We start from the raw sequence: 18,847 nt of genomic DNA on the forward strand, positions 1-18,847 counted from the left end.
CGCCGATCGGCGATGACGAACCCCCGGCGGCCGTCGGGCCGCCGGGGGTTACTCAAGCCCTTCCACAGGGCCGGTGGTTACTTAGGCCCCTCTACAGGCCGTAGCGCTCGCGCGCCTCCTTCACGGCCGAGGCCGGGACCTCGCCGCGCCGGGCCAGCTGGGCCAGCGCCGCGACCGTGACCGACTGGGCGTCGACGCCGAAGTGGCGACGGGCCGCCTCACGCGTGTCGGAGAGACCGAAGCCGTCCGTGCCGAGCGAGGAGTAGTCCTGCTCGACCCACTGGCTGATCTGGTCCGGGACCTGGCGCATCCAGTCGGACACCGCCAGGACCGGGCCAGGCGCGCCTTCCAGCGCCTGGGTGACGTACGGCGTGCGCTGCTCGCCGCGGAGCAGAGCCTCGTCGCACTCCAGCGCGTCGCGGCGCAGCTCGCTCCAGGACGTCGCGGACCAGACGTCGGCCGCAACTCCCCAGTCCGCGCTCAGCAGTTCCTGCGCCTCAAGGGCCCAGTGGATCGCCGTGCCGGAGGCGAGGAGCTGGAGCCGCGGCGCGTCCGCGGAGGCGGCCACGCCCTCCTTGAAGCGGTACAGGCCACGCACGATGCCTTCCTCGACGCCCTCCGGCATCGCGGGCTGCGGCTTCGGCTCGTTGTAGACCGTCAGGTAGTAGAAGACGTTCTCCGCATCCGGGCCGTACATCCGGCGCAGACCGTCCTTGACGATGACGGCGATCTCGTATGCGAAGGCCGGGTCGTAGTTGAGCGACGCCGGATTCGTGGACGCGATCAGGTGCGAGTGGCCGTCCGCGTGCTGCAGGCCCTCGCCCGTCAGCGTCGTACGGCCGGCCGTCGCGCCGACGATGAAGCCCTTGCCGAGCTGGTCGGCGAGCTGCCACATCTGGTCGGCCGTGCGCTGCCAGCCGAACATCGAGTAGAAGATGTAGAACGGGATCATCGGCTCGCCGTGCGTCGCGTACGACGTCGACGCGGCGATGAAGTCCGCCATGGCCCCAGCCTCGGTGATCCCCTCGTTGAGGATCTGGCCGTCCTTGGCCTCCTTGTAGTACATCAACTGGTCGCGGTCGACCGGCTCGTACGTCTGGCCCAGCGGGGAGTAGATGCCGGCAGACGGGAAGAGCGACTCCATGCCGAAGGTGCGGGCCTCGTCCGGGACGATCGGGACCCAGCGTCTGCCGGTCTCCTTGTCCCGCATCAGGTCCTTCACCAGGCGTACGAAGGCCATGGTGGTGGCCATCTCCTGCTTGCCGGAGCCCTTTTCGAGCGCCTTGAAGCCACGCGCGTCCGGCTCGGGCAGCGCGACCGCGTGCACCCGGCGGGCCGGGGCGGGACCGCCGAGGGCGGCGCGGCGCTCGTTGAGGTAGCGCACCTCGGGGGAGTCGGCGCCGGGGTGGCCGTAGGGCACCAGGCCGTCCGCGAAGGCGCTGTCCGCGATCGGGAGTGCGAGCAGGTCGCGCATGCCCTTGAACTCGTCGATCGTCAGCTTCTTCATCTGGTGGTTGGCGTTCTTCGACTCGAAGCCCTTGCCGAGGGTGTAGCCCTTCACCGTCTGCGCGAGGATCACGGTCGGCGCGCCCTTGTGCTCGACGGCCGCCCTGTACGCCGCGTACACCTTGCGGGCCTCGTGGCCGCCGCGGGAGGTGAAGAAGCACTCGGCGATCTTCGCGTCGCTGATCAGCTTCGACAGCTCGACGAGCGCGGGCTCGGCGCCGAAGAAGTGCTCGCGGATGTACGCGACGTCGCGGGTGGCGTACGTCTGGAACTGCGCGTCCGGGACCTCACGCAGGCGGCGGACGAGCGCGCCGGTGACGTCCAGCTGGAACAGCTCGTCCCAGGCGGAGCCCCAGAGCGATTTGACGACATTCCAGCCGGCGCCGCGGAACTGGGCCTCCAGCTCCTGCACGATCTTGAAGTTGGCACGGACCGGGCCGTCGAGGCGCTGCAGATTGCAGTTGATGACGAAGGTCAGGTTGTCGAGCCGCTCACGGGCCGCGAGGGCGAGGGCGGCGGTCGACTCGGGCTCGTCCATCTCGCCGTCGCCGAGGAAGGCCCAGACGTGCGAGTTCGCGGTGTCCTTGATGCCTCGGTTGTGCAGATAGCGGTTGAAGCGCGCCTGATAGATCGCGGAGAGCGGGCCGAGGCCCATGGAGACGGTGGGGAACTCCCACAGCCAGGGCAGGCGCCGCGGGTGCGGGTAGGACGGGAGGCCGTTGCCGCCCGCCTCCTGCCGGAAGTTGTCGAGGTGCGCCTCGGTGAGGCGGCCGTCGAGGAAGGCGCGGGCGTAGATGCCGGGGGACGCGTGGCCCTGGATGTAGAGCTGGTCGCCGCTGCCGTCGCCCTCCTTGCCGCGGAAGAAGTGGTTGAAGCCGGTCTCGTAGAGCCAGGCGGCGGAGGCGAAGGTGGCGATATGGCCGCCGACGCCGAAGCGGGAGCCGCGGGTGACCATCGCGGCCGCGTTCCAGCGGTTCCACGCGGTGATGCGGGCCTCCATCGCCTCGTCGCCGTCGAAGGCGGGCTCGGCGGCGGTGGGGATGGTGTTGACGTAGTCCGTCTCCAGCAGCCGGGGCACGGGGACCCCGGCGGTCTCGGCGTGCTGGAGGGTGCGGCGCATCAGGTACGCGGCGCGGTGCGGGCCGGCGTGCCGGGTGACGGCGTCGAGGGACGCCGCCCACTCGGCGGTTTCCTCGGCGTCGCGGTCCGGGAGCTGGTCGAGCTCGCTCGGAAGCTTGCCTACGGGGTCGGTCATGGTCGCCGCCTTCCGGACAGGAGGGGGGTGGAGAAAGGGGGCCTTGTCTGGCAGGACAGGGCGAGGGGTTGGTGAACCCCAGGTCGACTGTAAGTCTCTGATCGATGATCGATCAAAGCCTTGGGGGAAATTGGCATGCGGTGCCGCGAAATGGGGCACTCGGTGCCGCGGAAATGGGGTGCTTTTCGGGCGGGGCGGTGCGCTGGTCACCCGAGGCTGCCGGGTGACCCGGTGTGTCCGTCCTCAATCTCCCCCAGACTCCGTCCGGGGGGACCCTCAACGGCTCCAAACGCGCCCGGAGTCTCGGGCCGCCAGCCAAGTTCGCCCGGCGACGGGCCGGGTGACGGGCGGCTCGGGGGGCATCTCGAGCCTGTCCGGCGTTTGAGGACGGAACCGGTGACCGGCGGCTCGGGGCGACAATGCCAGCCCGTACGAACACGCCGCCGCGTTACGCCCGCGGCGCGCACCCCAGCACGTGCGCCTTCACCAGCGGCCCGATCTCCGGGTCGCGGCGGCGGAAGGCCTCCACCAGGTCCTGGTGCTCCTCCGCGTACGACTTCTGCACCGTGCCCAGCCAGCGGATCGACAGCGCCGTGAACACCTCGATGCCGAGCCCTTCCCAGGTGTGCAGCAGCACGCCGTTGCCGGCCGCCTTCACCAGCTCGCGGTGGAAGCCCACCGTGTGCCGCACCTGCGCCGCCGAGTCGCCCGCCCGGTCCGCCTCGTACAGGGCCGCCACATGCGGCTCCAGCGCCGAGCAGTCCTCGGCCAGCCGGTCCGCGGCCAGCTCCGCGGCGATCTGCTCTAGACCCGCCCGCACCGGGTAACTCTCCTCGAGGTCGGCCGCGGTCAGATTCCGTACCCGTACGCCCTTGTTGGGCGCCGACTCGATCAGCCGGAGCGACTCCAGCTCGCGCAGCGCCTCGCGCACCGGGGTCTGGGAGACCTCCAGCTCCGTGGCGATCCGTCGCTCGACGATCCGCTCACCCGGCTTCCAGCGCCCGCTCACGATCCCCTCCACGATGTGCTCGCGGATGTGTTCGCGCAGCGAGTGGACGACGGGGATGGTCATGGATGCGCTCCTCACGGAATGGCCGAGGCCGAGGTTACCGGAGAGGAACCTCCGAGCTCCCGCCGCGGACCCAATGTCACGGACCGTACGCATGGGGTGATGTTCCGCAGCTAGGATCGTCGCGCGGATCGCATCGGCAACTGCCGCGAGCCGGAGGGGAGTCGCCCATGCCGGGTGCCAAGGACCTGGACCCTTACACGTCACCGAGGTCGTTCTACGGGGCGGAACTGCGGCGCCTGCGGGAGGAGGTGGGGCTGTCGCAGGAGCAGTTGGGCGAGCGGGTCTTCTGCTCGGGGGCGTACATCGGTCTCTTCGAGGCGGCGACGAGGCGGCCGCAGGCCGAGATGTCGAAGCTGCTGGACGGGGTCCTGGGGTCGGGTGAGCACTTCCAGCGGCTGTGCAGGCTGGCACAGGGGTCCAAGCACCCCGATTACTTCGCGGACGCGGCCGAGCTGGAAACGGCGAGGGCGGAGCGTGCCTCGAGGTCGCCGACGGCTTCCCGTCCGTCACGCCGGTCCGGGACAGCAAGCGCCCCGAGGGACCGACCCTCCTCTTCGGTGCCGACGGCTGGGCGGCGTTCGTGGACGCCGTCAGGGAGGGGTCGCTCTGACAACGGTCAGGGCGTCGGCGGCTCTCGGAAGAATGTCCTCTTCCGCAACTGCTGCCGGATCGCGGTGCCCAGCGGCTTGACAGGTGCGCGCGGCGGAGGCACCCGGAACTCCGGTCCCACGACGAACACCGCGTCGCCGTTCACACCTGCCGCGGTCCGTAACTCGGGAAGGCAGGACGGATCGCCGCCGTACAACTCCACTGCGGCGACGGCTATTCGGTGGGAGGAGCCGACCGAGCGCCCGTAGGCGAGGCTTCGGTACAGCTCGCGGGAGTAGTCGAGGCAGCTCAGGTCGTGGATCGGTCCTGCCGTTCCGATCACGCAAGGGACCACCTCCGTGAGGAGCAGCGCGAGCTCGTCCGTCCAGCAGGCGCTGAGGACGACGAGTTGCAGTCCTTCCGGAGCGAACTCGGCCAGCAGCTTGCGCAGGCCCTCATGGCTGGCCGGTGCGTCGCCACCGTCATCAGTCAGGAAGCGCAGGCCGCCGCCCGGCGTGCCACGACCGGAGAAGTGCAGCACGGCAGGCACCCCTTGGATCAGGCGCTCTGGGAGGTCCCGGGCCTGAGCCGCCTGAAGGCTGTCGAGGTCGAAGGCATGGCCGTAAGGAGCGCCGGAGATGCTCTGGGACAACTGGCGGAACTCCTGACCGGTGTCGGGCGCTCCCGTCACGCTCACGGACGAGGCCTGGATGACCAGGACGCGGCGCGGAGCGGGACGGCCGGAGGGCGCGCTCATGGCGTCCCGGCGAGGACGACCTGCAACAGGGCGCTCAGCGTCTGGACGTGCTGCGGATGGCGACCCATGAGGGTCGCGATCTCGGCGGCGGACCGATTGCGGTCGCCCGGATCGACGGTGTTCGGCGGTGCTGTCGTGATGTGGGCGGAGCCGCTGAAAATGTCGGCGACAGCACCGTGCACATGAGCGCTGAACGTGTCCTGAAAGAGGGTTTGTTCGAGGACGGAACAGTGTCGGAGCGTTGCGATGTCCGGCTTGGATTCGGACCAGGCGGCGTGGATACGGTCCTGGAGGGCGGAGCGGTCTTCAGCACATCGATAGGCGGCCGGGATGCCGTCGAGACGAGCGAGATGAAGGAGCGCGAGCGGTGTGGCCGTGGCGTCGCCGTCGATGGTCTCCAGGGCCGCAGAGGCGTCGTCCTGGAGCAGCTCGGCCGCGTGATCCTCGACGAACCGGCGGGACTCGTCCAGTGACGACGTGGCGAGCCAGGCGCCGAGGAGCTCCCCGAGGAGCAGTGGGCGATAGGCGGCGTCGGGTCCGCGTTCCATGATCTCTTTGCGCAGGGCGAGGTGGTCGCGGATGCCGGCGTCGATGAGAGCCAGTTCCTCGATGGCCAGGGCCGTGTGGTGAGACATGAGGTCTTCGGCGTACTCGTCCCAGTAGCCGCGCGATGCCGACCAGTCAGGCGTGTTGACCCAGTCGAAGGCGATCTCCAGCGCGGCGTCCGGCAGGGCGAGCCATGCCGGTGGTTCTGGTTCCGAGGTGTGGGCGGCCCGGACGCGCCGTGCGTTGTCCGTGGTTGCCGCGGCGTGATCGCGTAGTGACTGGCGGGCCACGAAGGCGACCGCATCGGAACGGTCGGCCTCGACGGGCGTCGCGAGCCGGACAAGACCCCTGACGCCGGTCTCCACGTCACCCCGGTGCAGCTGGAACAGGGCGCGCTCCAGGACGATCCGTCGAGCCGCGTGGGGATGCCTCGCAAGACCCTGCTCGACTTCGGCGTACACGGCGAGCGCGGCCTGGTGGTCTCCGAAGTCGGCCAGCCGGTTGGCGAGGTTGTTGAGGGAGCGCGCCAGATTGGGGAGGTAGGCGGTGGGATTGGTGTCGGTGAGGGTGAGGTAGAGGGCGGCTGCCTCATGAGCCGGTTCGAAGGCGGCTTGGTGGTCTCCGGTCGCGGCCAGGCGGTCGGCGAGGTTGTTGAGGGACATGGCGAGGTCGGGCAGGTAAGCGGCGGGGTGGGTGTCGGCGAGGGTGCGGCGGATGGTGACGGCTTCTCGGGCGGGTTCGAGTGCGGCCTGATGCTCACCGGTCTCGGCCAGGCAGTTGGCGAGGTTGTTGAGGGACGTGGCGAGGTTGGGGAGGTAAGCGGCGGGGTGGGTGTCGGCGAGGGTGCGGTAGAGGGCGCCTGCCTCTCGGGCGGGGGCCAGTGCGGCTTCGTGGTGTCCGGTCTCGGCGAGGCAGTTGGCGAGGTTGTTGAGGGACATGGCGAGGTCGGGCAGGTGGGCGGCGGGGTGGGTGTCGGCGAGGGTGCGGCGGATGGTGACGGCTTCTCGGGCGGGTTCGAGTGCGGCCTGACGCTCCCCCATACTGCTGAGACGCGCGGCGAGGTTGTTGAGGGACATGGCGAGGTTGGGGAGGTGGGCGGCGGGGTTGGCGTCCGCGAGGGTGCGGTAGAGGGCGACGGCTTCTCGGGCGGGGGCCAGCGCGGCCTGACGCTCCCCGATCCCGGCGAGGCGGTTGGCAAGGTTGGTGAGGGAGCCTGCGAGATTGGGCAGATAGGCGGCGGGGTTGGCCTCGACGAGGGTGCGGCGGATGGTGACCGCTTCTTGAACGGATTCGAGTGCGGCGTGGTGGTGTCCGGTCTCGGCGAGGCGGTTGGAGAGCGTGTTGAGGGAGCCCGCGAGGTCGGGGAGGTGGGCGGCGGGGTTGGCCTCAGCGAGGGTGCGGCGGATGGTGACGGCTTCCTGGGCAAGTTCGAGTGCGGCCTGCCCCTCCCCGATGCCGCCGAGGCGGTTGGCAAGGTTGGTGAGGGACGAGGCGAGGTCGGGGAGGTGGGCGGCGGGGCTGGCGTCCGCGAGGGTGCGGCGGATGGTGACGGCTTCCTGGGCAGGTTCGAGGGCGGCCTGGTGGTCTCCGGTCTCGGCCAGGCGGTTGGAGAGCGTGTTGAGGGACCTCGCGAGGCCGGGGAGGTAGGCGGCGGGGCCGGCGTCGGCGAGAGTGCGGTAAAGGGTGACCGCTTCTTCGATGGGCGTGAGGGCGGCCTGACGCTCCCCGGTCTCGGCCAGGCGGTTGGAGAGGGTGTTGAGGGACAAGGCGAGGTCGGGGAGGTAGGCGGTGGGGTTGGCGTCCGCGAGGGTGCGGTAGAGCTCGGCTGCGTCCTGGGCGGGTGCGAGTGCGGCCTGGCGTTCTCCGATCTCGGCCAGGCAGATCGCGAGGTTGTTGAGGGAGCCGGCGAGGTCGGGGAGGTGGGCGGCGGGGTTGGCCTCAGCGAGGGTGCGGCGGATGGTGACGGCTTCCTGGGCGGGTTCGAGTGCGGCCTGACGCTCCCCGATGCCGCTGCGTCTGGTGGCAAGGGTGCTGAGGGACAAGGCGAGGTCGGGGAGGTAGGCGGTGGGGTTGGCGTCCGCCAGGGTGCGGTAGAGCTCGGCTGCGTCCTGGGCGGGTGCGAGTGCGGCCTGGTGCTCCCCGGTCTCGGCCAGGCAGTTCGCGAGGTTGTTGAGGGAGCCCGCAAGGCTGGGCAGGTAAGCCGTGGGGTCGGCCTGGACCAGTGTCCGGTAGAGGTCCGCTGACTCCTGAGCGGGTGCGAGTGCGGCCTGACGCTCCCCGGTCGTCGCGAGCTGGCAGGCGAATTCGTTCAGGACCGCCGCCAGCTGCGGCAGGAAGTGCTCTGCATACAGCTGTGCCAGCTCCCTGACCAGCGTGATGCCGACACCGCCCGCCTGCAGTGCGTGTCCCGGCAGCTGGTGCAGCAGATAGGGGTTCGCGCCTTTCAAGCCGCCGGCCCCGCCCGCTTCCTCACGCAGCAGCCCGACCAGCGCCTGCGCAATGGCCCGGGCGGGACTGACGCCCGACTCCTCACCCCGGTACTGCGACATCCGGCGCAGATGGTCGACGAACTCCCGGTGGTAGAGCCGGTACACGGCCTGCGTACCGTCGGAGTCCTCCACGATGTAGCGGCCGTAGGCATTGAGCACCCAGTCCACGTCGGCCTGCTCGAAGTTTGCTCTCGCCGACCCGAGGGCCGTCGCGGCGCGCTCCCAGACGCCGTGTGCGGGCATTCCCCGCCCCATGCTCCACGCCAGCGCCGTCAGCAGATCGACTGCGGCCATGGGCAGTTCGGCCCCGTCACGCGTCAACTTGGGACCGCGTGCCAGATCCTTGGCGAACGCGTCCGCGATCGACGCCGGAATGCCCTGGTGCCCGCTGTCACCGCCCTCCCGAAACCTGCGGATCAGCGAGGTCGTGACCAGCCGCGCGAACAGAAAGCCGCCGGCGCTGCTCATCGCCCGTTCGGCGAGCGCACCGGCGGCCTCGTTCTGCACGGCTTCCGGCAGCCCTCCCGCCCGCAGCCGGCGTTCCGCGTACGCCGTGATGTCCCGCGCGGTCTCCGGCAGCGCGTCCAGGTCCGCCACCCGCGCCGATGTGCCCAGCCACCTGGTCAGCGTCTCGGCCAGAGGCTCCTGCGGCTCCGCGTAGGGCCTGAAGGGGCGGTCACGCGACCCGAGCAGCACGGTGGCGATACGGCTGAGCGGTACGAGGAGCTGCTCGGCGACGGCCGACGACTGCTCGGGTGCCGCCTCGTCCAGGCCGTCCAGCAGCAGCACCGGCGGCCGGCCGAGGTCCAGCGTCTCCAGGTCGGCGATCAGGGCCGCGGGCGTCCTCGGCTCGGCCAGACCCAGTTCGTCGGCGAGCGCCCTGGCGAGCCATTGCGGATCCATCCCCCGCAGATGGAGCGACGCGTCCACAGCTCCCGCTCCGGGATCGGGATCGTCTTCGCTCAGGGCATCGTGCGCCCGGGCCTCCTCACGCTGCCCTGCGTGCGACAGTGTGGCGATGCGCCCCAGCACGGCCGATTTCCCGCTGCCCGCACTGCCGGTGACCAGGAACAGCCCTGGCTTCCTTTCAACGAGCCACTCGACGATCTCGGTCAGGACGGAGCGGCGGCCGGTGAAGAACCAGCCCTCCTCGGTCCGTCCGGCCCCCCTGGCTGCCAGCACCAGGTGCTCGACCAGCTCTTCCGACGCGTTGCGGCGCCATCGCGGATTGCGGAACATCGGCAGTGCGTGCCCGGTGGAGACATCCGTCGGCCGCTGGCCGTCGACCTCCCAGCGCCCGAGCACCGCCTGGATCACCGCGGCTCCGGTGACGCCCTTGTTTCGCACACTCCATTCGTGCTGGTAGGACCGGTTTTCTTTCGGTCCCTCACGTAACACCCGCGTCAGCATGTCCAGCAGATGGCCCCGGCCGTCGGACAGCTCATCCGCCTGGCAGCTCGCCAGCACCCCGATCCACTTGGCCCTGCCCTCCGGCTGCGTCTTCCTGGCGAAGTCCTGAAGGGCCCGGCGGATCGGCTGGAGCACCCCGGCGCCCGAGTGGCAGGTGTCGATGACGAGCAGCATCTGGTCCGCGCCGGAGCGCAGAGCCGCGTCGGCCAGCAGCTCGGTCCGGTAGGCCTGTTCCTCGTCCGCGGAGTTCTCCGTGTCGTGGGTGATCAGGTGCAGTCGGCCGTCGTGCTCCTTCGCGTGGCCCGACCACAGAAGCAGGGCGTGCCGGTGCCCGCCGGCCGACGCCCACTCCTTCTCCCACGCCCGCAGAGTGTCGCGGACGGTGTCCCGGCCGGGATCGGCGACGACGTCTGCCGTGTAGCCGTACTCCCGCAGCAGTTCGCCCAGCGCGTTCAGCTGGGCCGTCGCGCCGGGAAGGGTTCTGAAGGCACTGTGCTCGTAGTTCTCGACCACGAAGCCCAGTGCTGTGCCACCGATGCGGCCGGTGCCGTACTCAGGCATCACTCTCGTGGTCCCCCGCCAACAGGAGTGCCGTGACCGCGGAGTCCGGCCGACCCGCGGCCTCCACGGTCACCCGGTAGGGCCCAGGGTTGAGCGGGCCCGGGAAGGTGACGCTGTACTGCCCCTCGCCGTGGTTGCGCAGCGTCCGCCGGCTCTCAAGGCCCCCGTCGGCGGGGCGTAGGGTGGCCCGCAGCGCAAGTTCGTCCCCGCCGGGGGCGTCCGGCGGAACGGTCGCCGTCAGTTCGTACGTGCCGTCGGCCGCCACGAAGTCCGGTGCATCCACGCCCAGGCGGACCGGTTCGTCCTCAGGGCCCCGGTGGTAGGCCGGTTCCGGTGCCAGCAAGTTCCACAGCGCGTCCCGGACGCCACGATTGACCTGGAGCGAGCCGTGTCGCTCGCAGGGGGTGTGGCCCGCCGTGGCGCCCGGCGGGTGGGCGGAGAGGCGGGGGACCGTGCCGTCGCCCCCTTCCGTACGTGATCCGACAGCTGTGGACGTGATCAGCCGCTCGCCGTCATCGGAGCGGGTGGCGGTCGTCGCCGTCGGTTGCAGGACGCCGACGAACGGCACGAAGGCAGGGTCGGCGGCGCCCTTCGTGCGGGCTTCGGCGGCCTCTCGTATCGCCGCGTGGAATGCGCCCGCGTCGTGCAGCAGCTTTTCGTCCACACCGGGCAGGGCGGTTGGCAGTTCCCGCGCGTACAGCAGAGCCTTGCCCGTGGTGAGGCAGGCGTAGTCCGGTGTGAGCTGGTGCAGCGACGGGAGACTCCGCGCGAAGCGGGTCAGTGCGGCCCGCAGTCGGCGGGGGCCCACACTGTGGCCGTTGACAAGCGCCTCCAGCGCGTCCAACGAGCCGCGGTGCGGGGTGCCCAGAGTGATGAGCCGGCGGGTGATCTCGTGGCCGCCGAGGCATTCGACGTAGAACCGGGCGATCAGGCCGCCCATGGAGTGGCAGACGAACGTCACCCGCGCGTCCTTGCGTGCGGCGGCGGAGGCGCGCCAGCGGTCCAGCTCCTCCTCGACGGTGGCCTTCAAGAGGCCGGCGTTGTAGCGGCAGGAGAGCCGCCAGTCGTACGGGAAGGGCAGCAGGTTCGTCGGCACGGCCGCGGGCTGGCCCGGGAATCTTCGGGAGAGCGTGAAGCCGCGCTCCAGCCAGTCGAGGAGCCCTGTGTAGCCGTCGACCAGGGCCCACCTGCCAGGCAGCGCGTGCAGATCGGACAGCACTCCGGTGGCCCGGACGCCGTCGCCCGGGTGGTCGTCGCCGAGATCGTGCGGCAGCGTGAGCCCGCCGATCGAGCGCCCCAGCGTACGGATCCCTCGCCACAGCGCCGCACCCGACAGACCCCACACCTCGTTCTCGTCGGCGTCGGCGAGCCGACTGCCCATGATGCCGGGCAGGACCACCACCAGATCGTTCAACGGCTGACGTGGCATCGCTGCGACTCCCCCTGTTGTCCGTCGCTCGGTGTCGCACAACCGTAACCGCGCGTGGGTACGGAGGAGCGGGATTCCGGGATCCGTACCCCCGGGCGGCCCGAACGCGGCGGACACGGAAGTGCCCCCGTCCTGGATCGCTCCGGGACGGGGGCACTTGCGTTACTGAGCCTTACAGGCCGAGCTCGACCTCGAACTCGCCGGCCTCCAGGATCGCCTTGACGTGCGTCAGGTAGCGGGCGGCGTCGGCACCGTCCACCAGACGGTGGTCGTAGGAGAGCGCGACGTACGTCATGTCGCGGATGGCGATGGTCTCGCCGAGATCCGGGTGGTTGACGACCACCGGGCGCTTGACGGTGGCGCCGATGCCCAGGATGGCGGCCTGGTTCGGCGGCACGATGATCGTGTCGAACAGCGCACCACGCGAACCGGTGTTGCTGATGGTGAAGGTCGCGCCCGCCAGGTCGTCCGGGGTGATCTTGCTGGAGCGTACGGCTCCCGCGAGCTCCGCGGTCTTCTTGGCGATGCCGGCGAGGTTCAGGTCGCCCGCGCCCTTGATGACCGGCGTCATCAGACCCTTCTCGGAGTCCACGGCGATGCCGATGTTCTCCGAGTCGAAGTACGTGATGGTGCCCTCGTCGTCGTTGATCCGGGCGTTGATGACCGGGTGGGCCTTCAGCGCCTGGGCCGCGGCCTTGACGAAGAACGGCATCGGGGACAGCTTGACGCCCTCACGGGCGGCGAAGGCGTCCTTGGCCTTGGCGCGCAGCTTCATCAGCTTGGTGATGTCGACCTCGACGACCGAGGTCAGCTGGGCCTGGCTGTGCAGGGCCTTCATCATGTTGTCGCCGATGACCTTGCGCATCCGGGTCATCTTGACGGTCTGACCGCGCAGCGGGGACACCTCGAGGGCAGGGGCCTTCGAAGCGGCGGCCGGGGCGGCGGCGGCCGGTGCCGGAGCGGCGGCGGCAGCCTTGGCGGCCTCCGCGGCGGCGATGACGTCCTGCTTGCGGATACGGCCACCGACGCCGGTGCCCTTGACCGCGGACAGGTCCACGCCGTTCTCGGCGGCGAGCTTACGGACCAGGGGGGTCACGTAGGCGTCACTGGCTTCACCTGCGGCGGGGGCGGCCGGAGCAGCCGGGGCGGGGGTGACGGGCGCCGGAGCGGCCGGGGCCGGAGTGGGAGCCGCGACCGGAGCAGGAGCAGGAGCCGGAGCCGCGACCGGAGCGGGGGCGGCCGGAGCAGCAGGCGCGGCCGGGGCCGCGGGAGCCGCAGGGGCAGCCGGAGCCGGAGCAGCGGCGGCGGGCGCCGGAGCCGGGGCGGCAGGCGCGGGGGCGGCAGCCGGAGCGGCACCCGGAGCGCCGATCACGGCCAGCTTGGCGCCGACCTCGGCGGTCTCGTCCTCGCCGACCACGATCTCCAGCAGCACACCGGAAGCCGGGGCCGGGATCTCGGTGTCGACCTTGTCCGTGGAGACCTCGAGCAGCGGCTCGTCGGCCTCGACGCTTTCGCCGACCTGCTTGAGCCAGCGGGTGACGGTGCCCTCGGTGACGCTCTCGCCGAGCGCGGGGAGGACGACGTCCGTGCCGGTGGCGCCGCCTGCCGGAGCGGTAGCCGGAGCCGGTGCGGCCGGAGCCGCGGGGGCCTCGGCGACCGGAGCCGGGGCGGCAGGCGCGGCCGGGGCCTCGGCCGGGGCGGCGGGGGCCTCGGCCGCGGCCGGAGCCGGGGCGGCGGCGGGCGCACCGCTGCCGTCGTCGATGATCGCCAGCTCGGCGCCGACCTCGACGGTCTCGTCCTCGGCGACCTTGATGGACGCGAGGATGCCCGCGGGCCGGGGCCGGGATCTCGGTGTCGACCTTGTCGGTCGACACCTCGAGCAGGGGCTCGTCGGCCTCGACTCGCTCGCCCTCGGCCTTCAGCCAGCGCGTGACAGTGCCCTCGGTGACGCTCTCGCCGAGCGCCGGAAGGGTTACGGAAACCGGCATGGTTTCAGTTGCTCCTAACGGATGGGGTCTCCCCAGCTCGCGCGGAGCGCCGAGCGAGGGGACGTGCGGAAGTGTCGTCGCGCCCGAGGGGCTCAGTCGTGGGAGTGCAGGGGCTTGCCCGCGAGTGCCAGGTGGGCCTCGCCGAGCGCCTCGCTCTGCGTCGGGTGCGCGTGGATGAGCTGCGCGACCTCGGCCGGCAGAGCCTCCCAGTTGTAAATCAGCTGAGCTTCGCCGACCTGCTCGCCCATACGGTCACCGACCATGTGGACGCCGACCACGGCACCGTCCTTGACCTGGACGAGCTTGATCTCGCCCGCAGTCTTCAGGATCTTGCTCTTGCCATTGCCCGCGAGGTTGTACTTCAGGGCGACGACCTTGTCCGCGCCGTAGATCTCCTTGGCCTTGGCCTCGGTGATGCCCACGGAGGCGACCTCGGGGTGGCAGTACGTCACCCGGGGCACGCCGTCGTAGTCGATCGGAACGGTCTTCAGACCGGCCAGCCGCTCTGCCACCAGGATGCCCTCGGCGAAGCCGACGTGCGCGAGCTGGAGCGTGGGGACGAGGTCGCCGACCGCCGAGATGGTGGGCACGTTCGTCCGCATGTACTCGTCGACCAGGACATAGCCGCGGTCCATCGCGACGCCCTGCTCGTCGTAGCCGAGACCGTCGGAGACGGGGCCGCGGCCGACGGCGACCAGCAGCACCTCGGCCTCGAAGGCCTTGCCGTCCGCGAGGGTGACCCGCACACCCTCGGCGGTGTACTCGGCCTTCTCGAAGAAGGTGCCCAGGTTGAACTTGATGCCGCGCTTGCGGAACGCGCGCTCAAGAAGCTTCGAGCTGCTCTCGTCCTCGACCGGCACCAGGTGCTTCAGGCCCTCGATGACGGTGACGTCGGAGCCGAAGGACTTCCACGCCGAGGCGAACTCGACGCCGATGACGCCGCCGCCCAGCACGATCGCGGACTGCGGGACGCGGTCCAGCTTCAGCGCGTGGTCCGAGGAGATGATGCGGTTTCCGTCGATCTCCAGGCCCGGCAGCGACTTCGGTACGGAGCCGGTGGCGAGGAGGACATGACGGCCCTGAACGCGCTGGCCGTTGACGTCGACGGAGGTGGGGGAGGACAGCCGGCCCTCACCCTCGATGTAGGTGACCTTGCGGGAGGCGATCAGACCCTGGAGACCCTTGTACAGGCCCGAGATCACCTCGTCCTTGTACTTGTGGACGGCCTCGATGTCGATGCCCTCGAAGGTGGCCTTGACACCGAACTGGTCGGCCTCACGAGCCTGGTCGGCGATCTCGCCGGCGTGCAGCAGAGCCTTCGTGGGGATGCATCCGTTGTGCAGGCAGGTGCCGCCGACCTTGCCCTTCTCGATCAGGGCGACGTCCAGGCCCAGCTGAGCTCCACGCAGCGCCGCAGCGTAACCGCCGCTACCACCGCCGAGGATCACTAGGTCGAAAACGGTGCTGGCGTCGTTCGCCACGTCACGTCCTCCATGCATGTGCGCCGGTCGCCGGTCCTCGACCGGGCGGCGGCTGGTGTTCGGCCGCTGTTTCTTCGGCCCTGTGGTGGGGGCCCTGTCCTGCCGAGAACCCATCTTCGCACTTGTTGACGGGAGGCGGGACGCGGGGCCGGGGTCTGGGACGGCCGATCGACCGTCCCGTGGGGTTACTGGCCCGTACGAACGTACGGATTCCGTTGAAGGCGAACCTAACAACACGGACGGCCCCGGACGTATGCCCGGGGCCGTACGGAGAGAAAAGCCTCAGTCCTCAGACTCGGTCCTCAGACTCAGCCCTCAGCTCTCAGCTCTCAGCTCTCAGCCCTCAGCCTCAGCCGAGGTCGCCGGCGGCGGTGCGCTCGGCGAGCTTGACCAGGGTGCGGACCGCGGAGCCGGTGCCGCCCTTGGGGGTGTAGCCGAACGGCGCACCCTCGTGGAAGGCAGGGCCCGCGATGTCCAGGTGCGCCCAGGCGATGCCCTCGCCCACGAACTCCTTCAGGAACAGACCGGCCACCAGGCCGCCGCCCATCCGCTCACCCATGTTGGCGATGTCGGCGGTCGGGGAGTCCATGCCCTTGCGCAGCTCGGCGGGGAGCGGCATCGGCCAGGACTGCTCGCCCACCTCCTCGGCGATCTCGTGGATGGAGGTACGGAATGCGTCGTCGTTGGACATGATGCCGAAGGTGCGGTTGCCGAGAGCGAGCACCATCGCGCCGGTCAGCGTCGCGACGTCCACGATGGCGTCCGGCTTCTCCTCGGAGGCCTTCCACAGCGCGTCGGCCAGGACCAGACGGCCCTCGGCGTCGGTGTTGAGCACCTCGACCGTCTTGCCGCTGTACATGCGCAGGACGTCGCCGGGGCGGGTGGCGGTGCCGGACGGCATGTTCTCGGCGAGCGCCAGCCAGCCGGTGACGTTCACCCGGAGGCCGAGGCGGGCCGCGGTGACAACGGCGGCGAACACCGCGGCGGCGCCGCTCATGTCGCACTTCATCGTCTCGTTGTGACCGGCCGGCTTGAGCGAGATGCCGCCCGAGTCGTAGGTGATGCCCTTGCCGACCAGGGCCAGCGTCTTCTCCGCCTTGGGGTGCGTGTAGGTGAGCTTCACCAGGCGCGGGCCGTGGGCCGAGCCCTGGCCGACGCCGAGGATGCCGCCGAAGCCGCCCTTGACGAGGGCTTTCTCGTCGAGCACCTGCACCTTCACGCCGTGCTCCTTGCCGACGGCGGTGGCGACGGCGGCGAAGGACTCGGGGAAGAGGTCGTTCGGCGGGGTGTTGATCAGGTCGCGGGCGCGGTTGATCTCCTCGGTCAGCGCGATCGCGCGCTCGGCCGCGGCCTTGTGCGCCTTGTCGCGCGGCTTGGCGCCGAGCAGGGCGACCTCGCCGAGCGGCTGCTTCGCGCCGGTGCCTCCGGCCTGGGAGTCACCGTTCTTGGAGTCCTTCGCGTCCTTGTCGCTGCCCTGGTAGGCGGTGAAGGAGTACGCACCGAGGAGGGCGCCCTCGGCGATCGCCTCCGCGTCCTCGGCCGCCTCGACCGGCAGAGCGAACGCGGCCTTCTTCGAGCCGTTCAGCGCACGGGCCGCGGCGCCCGCGGCACGCCGCAGCGACTCGGCGTCGTACGCCTCGTCCTTCTCCGGCACCGCGCCGAGACCGACCGCGAGGACGACCGGGGCCTTGAGTCCGGAGGGGGCGGGGAGCTTGGTCACCTCGCCCTCGGCACCGGTGGCGCCGAGGGTGTCGAGAACGGAGGCGAGCTTTCCGTCGAACGCCTTGTCCACGGCCTCGGCGCCGGGCGCGACGACCGGGCCCTTTGCGCCCTTCGCGACGCCGACCACGAGGGCGTCGGCGCGCAGCGTCGCCGCGCCGGCAGTGCTGAGAGTGAGAGCAGTCACGGTGGTGAAATCTCGCTTCCGTTGAGTTCCGGGGCCGTAGAGGGGGTGGATCGACACCCCACGCCTGACAAGAGCCTACGCGCGGTCACATGTATCGCTCACGGCGGCGGCAGTTCACTCGTCCGTGGCGCCGCCTCGCGGCTCGCCGGGCTCGTCTGTGCTCTGCTGTGCCGTGCGACCGCACACCGCACACCGCCCTCCCGCACGCACTGGAGCCCGCCCTGTGAGACGCGTACCACTGCCGCTCGTGCTCTCCTCCTCGTACTGGCGGGCTGCACGTCCCCGCCGGACGGCAAACCGCCCGCCGAGCGCTGGCGGCCGGAGCCCGGCCCGGCCTGGCAGTGGCAGCTCAGCGGCAGGCTCGATCCGACCGTAGACGTGCCGGTGTACGACATCGACGGCTTCGAGCACCCGAAGTCCGCGGTCGCCGATCTGCACCGCCGCGGCCGCAAAGTCATCTGCTATCTCTCCACCGGCGCGTGGGAGGAGTTCCGCCCGGACGCGGCGAAGTTCCCGAAGTCCGTCCTGGGCCGCGGCAACGGCTGGGACGGCGAGCGCTGGCTCGACATCCGGCGTACGGACATCCTCGAACCCCTGATGGCCGAGCGCATCGAGATGTGCCGGGCCAAGGGCTTCGACGCGGTCGAGCCCGACAACATGGACGCGTACGCCAACCCCACCGGCTTCCCCATCTCCGCGGCCGACCAGCTCCGCTACAACCGCCTGATCGCCCGCCTGGCCCACGACCGCGGGCTGGCCGTGGGCCTGAAGAACGACCTCGACCAGATCCCGCAACTGGTGGGGGACTTCGACTTCGCGGTCAATGAACAGTGCGCGGAGCACGAGGAGTGCGAGCGGCTGGCGCCGTTCATCAGCGCGGGCAAGGCGGTCTTCCATGTCGAGTACGAGCTGACGACGGATGAGTTCTGTCCCGGGGCGCGGCGGCTGAATCTCAGCTCGATGCTGAAGAAGTACGACCTGGGGGTCTGGCGGCAGCCCTGCTAGCGGCCGAGCACCAGCGCGACGAGGCAGACCGTCGCCGCCGTCTCCGCCAGCGCGCCGAACACGTCGCCCGTCACCCCGCCGAAGCGGCGTACGCAGTGGCGCAGCAGCAGTTGGGCCGCGCCGAGGCCTGCCAGGACCGCCAGCGCGTGGTGGACCGCGCCGTACCCGCCGAACAGCGCGCCCGCCGCCGCGCAGGCCGCGGTGACCAGGGCGGCGACGGCGAGTCCGGTGCGTACGGGAACGACCTGTGCGACCGCCGCGCCGAGGCCTTCGGGGCGGGCCGCCGGGATGCCCGTACGTGAGGCGAGGGTGAGGGCCAGGCGCGCGGTCATGCCCGAGACCGCGGCGCCCACCGCGCCGTACGTCCAGGCCTCGCCGTACAGCTGGGCCACCGCCGCGACCTGGGCGATGAGCACGAACAGCAGCGTGATGACCCCGAACGGCCCGATGTCCGACTGCTTCATGATGCGCAGCGCGTCCTCGGCGGGCTTTCCGCTGCCCAGGCCGTCGGCCGTGTCGGCGAGGCCGTCCAGATGGAGGCCGCGGGTGAGCGCGGCCGGGACGGCGACCGTGGCCGTCGCGGCGAGCAGCGGGCCGGAGCCCAGCAGCGTCAGCAGCCCGCCGGTGCCCGCGGCGAGCAGGCCGACGACCAGCCCGGCCAGTGGCGCGCACAGCATTCCGGCGCGCGCCGTGTCACGGTCCCAGCGCGTGACGCGGACCGGGAGCGCGGTCAGGGTGCCGAAAGCGAAACGTATGCCGTGACGTCTGCCGTCCAGAGGAATCATCGCGCGAAGGGTAGCCCGGCCGGACTGACGGTAAATTGCGCATATCGCGCAAATCGGGAGCGGGTGGCA

10 protein-coding genes and 2 pseudogenes are annotated in these 18,847 nt (G+C 70.8%); 3 read left to right on the plus strand and 9 right to left on the minus strand.

The window, feature by feature from the left end; all coding sequences use genetic code 11:
• Window positions 1-91: 91 nt before the first annotated feature.
• Complete coding sequence (aceE, locus tag QFZ67_RS28695) at window positions 92-2,761, minus strand: pyruvate dehydrogenase (acetyl-transferring), homodimeric type (protein WP_307663944.1); 2,670 nt, start codon at window positions 2,759-2,761, stop codon at window positions 92-94.
• Between the two features lie 448 nt (window positions 2,762-3,209).
• A complete protein-coding gene (locus QFZ67_RS28700) occupies window positions 3,210-3,833 on the minus strand; it encodes a GntR family transcriptional regulator (RefSeq protein ID WP_307663945.1) in 624 nt (207 codons plus the stop codon).
• Between the two features lie 167 nt (window positions 3,834-4,000).
• On the opposite strand from QFZ67_RS28700, the pseudogene QFZ67_RS28705 reads away from it, so the two are divergent.
• Both QFZ67_RS28705 and QFZ67_RS28710 read left to right on the plus strand, forming a co-directional pair.
• A pseudogene (locus tag QFZ67_RS28705) lies at window positions 4,001-4,195 on the plus strand (multiprotein-bridging factor 1 family protein); the annotation flags it as partial.
• Between the two features lie 35 nt (window positions 4,196-4,230).
• Entirely contained in the window at window positions 4,231-4,443 is a 213-nt protein-coding gene (locus QFZ67_RS28710; protein WP_307663946.1) for a DUF397 domain-containing protein, read from the plus strand.
• Between the two features lie 6 nt (window positions 4,444-4,449).
• Here the strand turns inward: QFZ67_RS28710 and QFZ67_RS28715 are convergent, their stop codons facing one another.
• From QFZ67_RS28715 to QFZ67_RS28740, 6 genes and pseudogenes are all read right to left on the minus strand, one after another.
• Window positions 4,450-5,178 carry a hypothetical protein gene (locus QFZ67_RS28715; RefSeq protein ID WP_307663947.1) on the minus strand — a complete coding sequence of 243 codons (729 nt, stop codon included), beginning with the start codon at window positions 5,176-5,178 and terminating at the stop codon, window positions 4,450-4,452.
• On the minus strand, window positions 5,175-10,184 hold the full coding sequence (locus QFZ67_RS28720) for a tetratricopeptide repeat protein (protein ID WP_307663948.1): 5,010 nt from the start codon (window positions 10,182-10,184) through the stop codon (window positions 5,175-5,177). Before QFZ67_RS28720 ends, QFZ67_RS28715 begins: the two co-directional genes overlap by 4 nt.
• Complete coding sequence (locus QFZ67_RS28725; RefSeq protein WP_307663949.1) at window positions 10,177-11,613, minus strand: hypothetical protein; 1,437 nt, start codon at window positions 11,611-11,613, stop codon at window positions 10,177-10,179. Before QFZ67_RS28725 ends, QFZ67_RS28720 begins: the two co-directional genes overlap by 8 nt.
• A gap of 172 nt (window positions 11,614-11,785) precedes the next feature.
• Window positions 11,786-13,601, minus strand: a pseudogene (gene sucB, locus QFZ67_RS28730) (2-oxoglutarate dehydrogenase, E2 component, dihydrolipoamide succinyltransferase).
• 92 nt (window positions 13,602-13,693) lie between these two features.
• Entirely contained in the window at window positions 13,694-15,082 is a 1,389-nt protein-coding gene (gene lpdA, locus QFZ67_RS28735) for a dihydrolipoyl dehydrogenase (RefSeq protein WP_307663950.1), read from the minus strand.
• A 349-nt stretch (window positions 15,083-15,431) separates the two neighbouring features.
• Entirely contained in the window at window positions 15,432-16,988 is a 1,557-nt protein-coding gene (locus tag QFZ67_RS28740) for a leucyl aminopeptidase (protein ID WP_307663951.1), read from the minus strand.
• A 264-nt stretch (window positions 16,989-17,252) separates the two neighbouring features.
• On the opposite strand from QFZ67_RS28740, the gene QFZ67_RS28745 reads away from it, so the two are divergent.
• The gene (locus QFZ67_RS28745) at window positions 17,253-17,993 is read left to right on the plus strand and encodes an endo alpha-1,4 polygalactosaminidase (RefSeq protein ID WP_307666002.1); all 741 of its coding nucleotides are present in this window, start codon (window positions 17,253-17,255) and stop codon (window positions 17,991-17,993) included.
• Here QFZ67_RS28745 and QFZ67_RS28750 read toward each other — a convergent pair.
• Window positions 17,990-18,778 carry an adenosylcobinamide-GDP ribazoletransferase gene (locus tag QFZ67_RS28750; RefSeq protein WP_307663952.1) on the minus strand — a complete coding sequence of 263 codons (789 nt, stop codon included), beginning with the start codon at window positions 18,776-18,778 and terminating at the stop codon, window positions 17,990-17,992. The genes QFZ67_RS28745 and QFZ67_RS28750 overlap by 4 nt on opposite strands.
• Between the last annotated feature and the right edge of the window lie 69 nt (window positions 18,779-18,847).

Source organism: Streptomyces sp. V1I1 (genome assembly GCF_030817355.1).
Classification (GTDB): domain Bacteria; phylum Actinomycetota; class Actinomycetes; order Streptomycetales; family Streptomycetaceae; genus Streptomyces.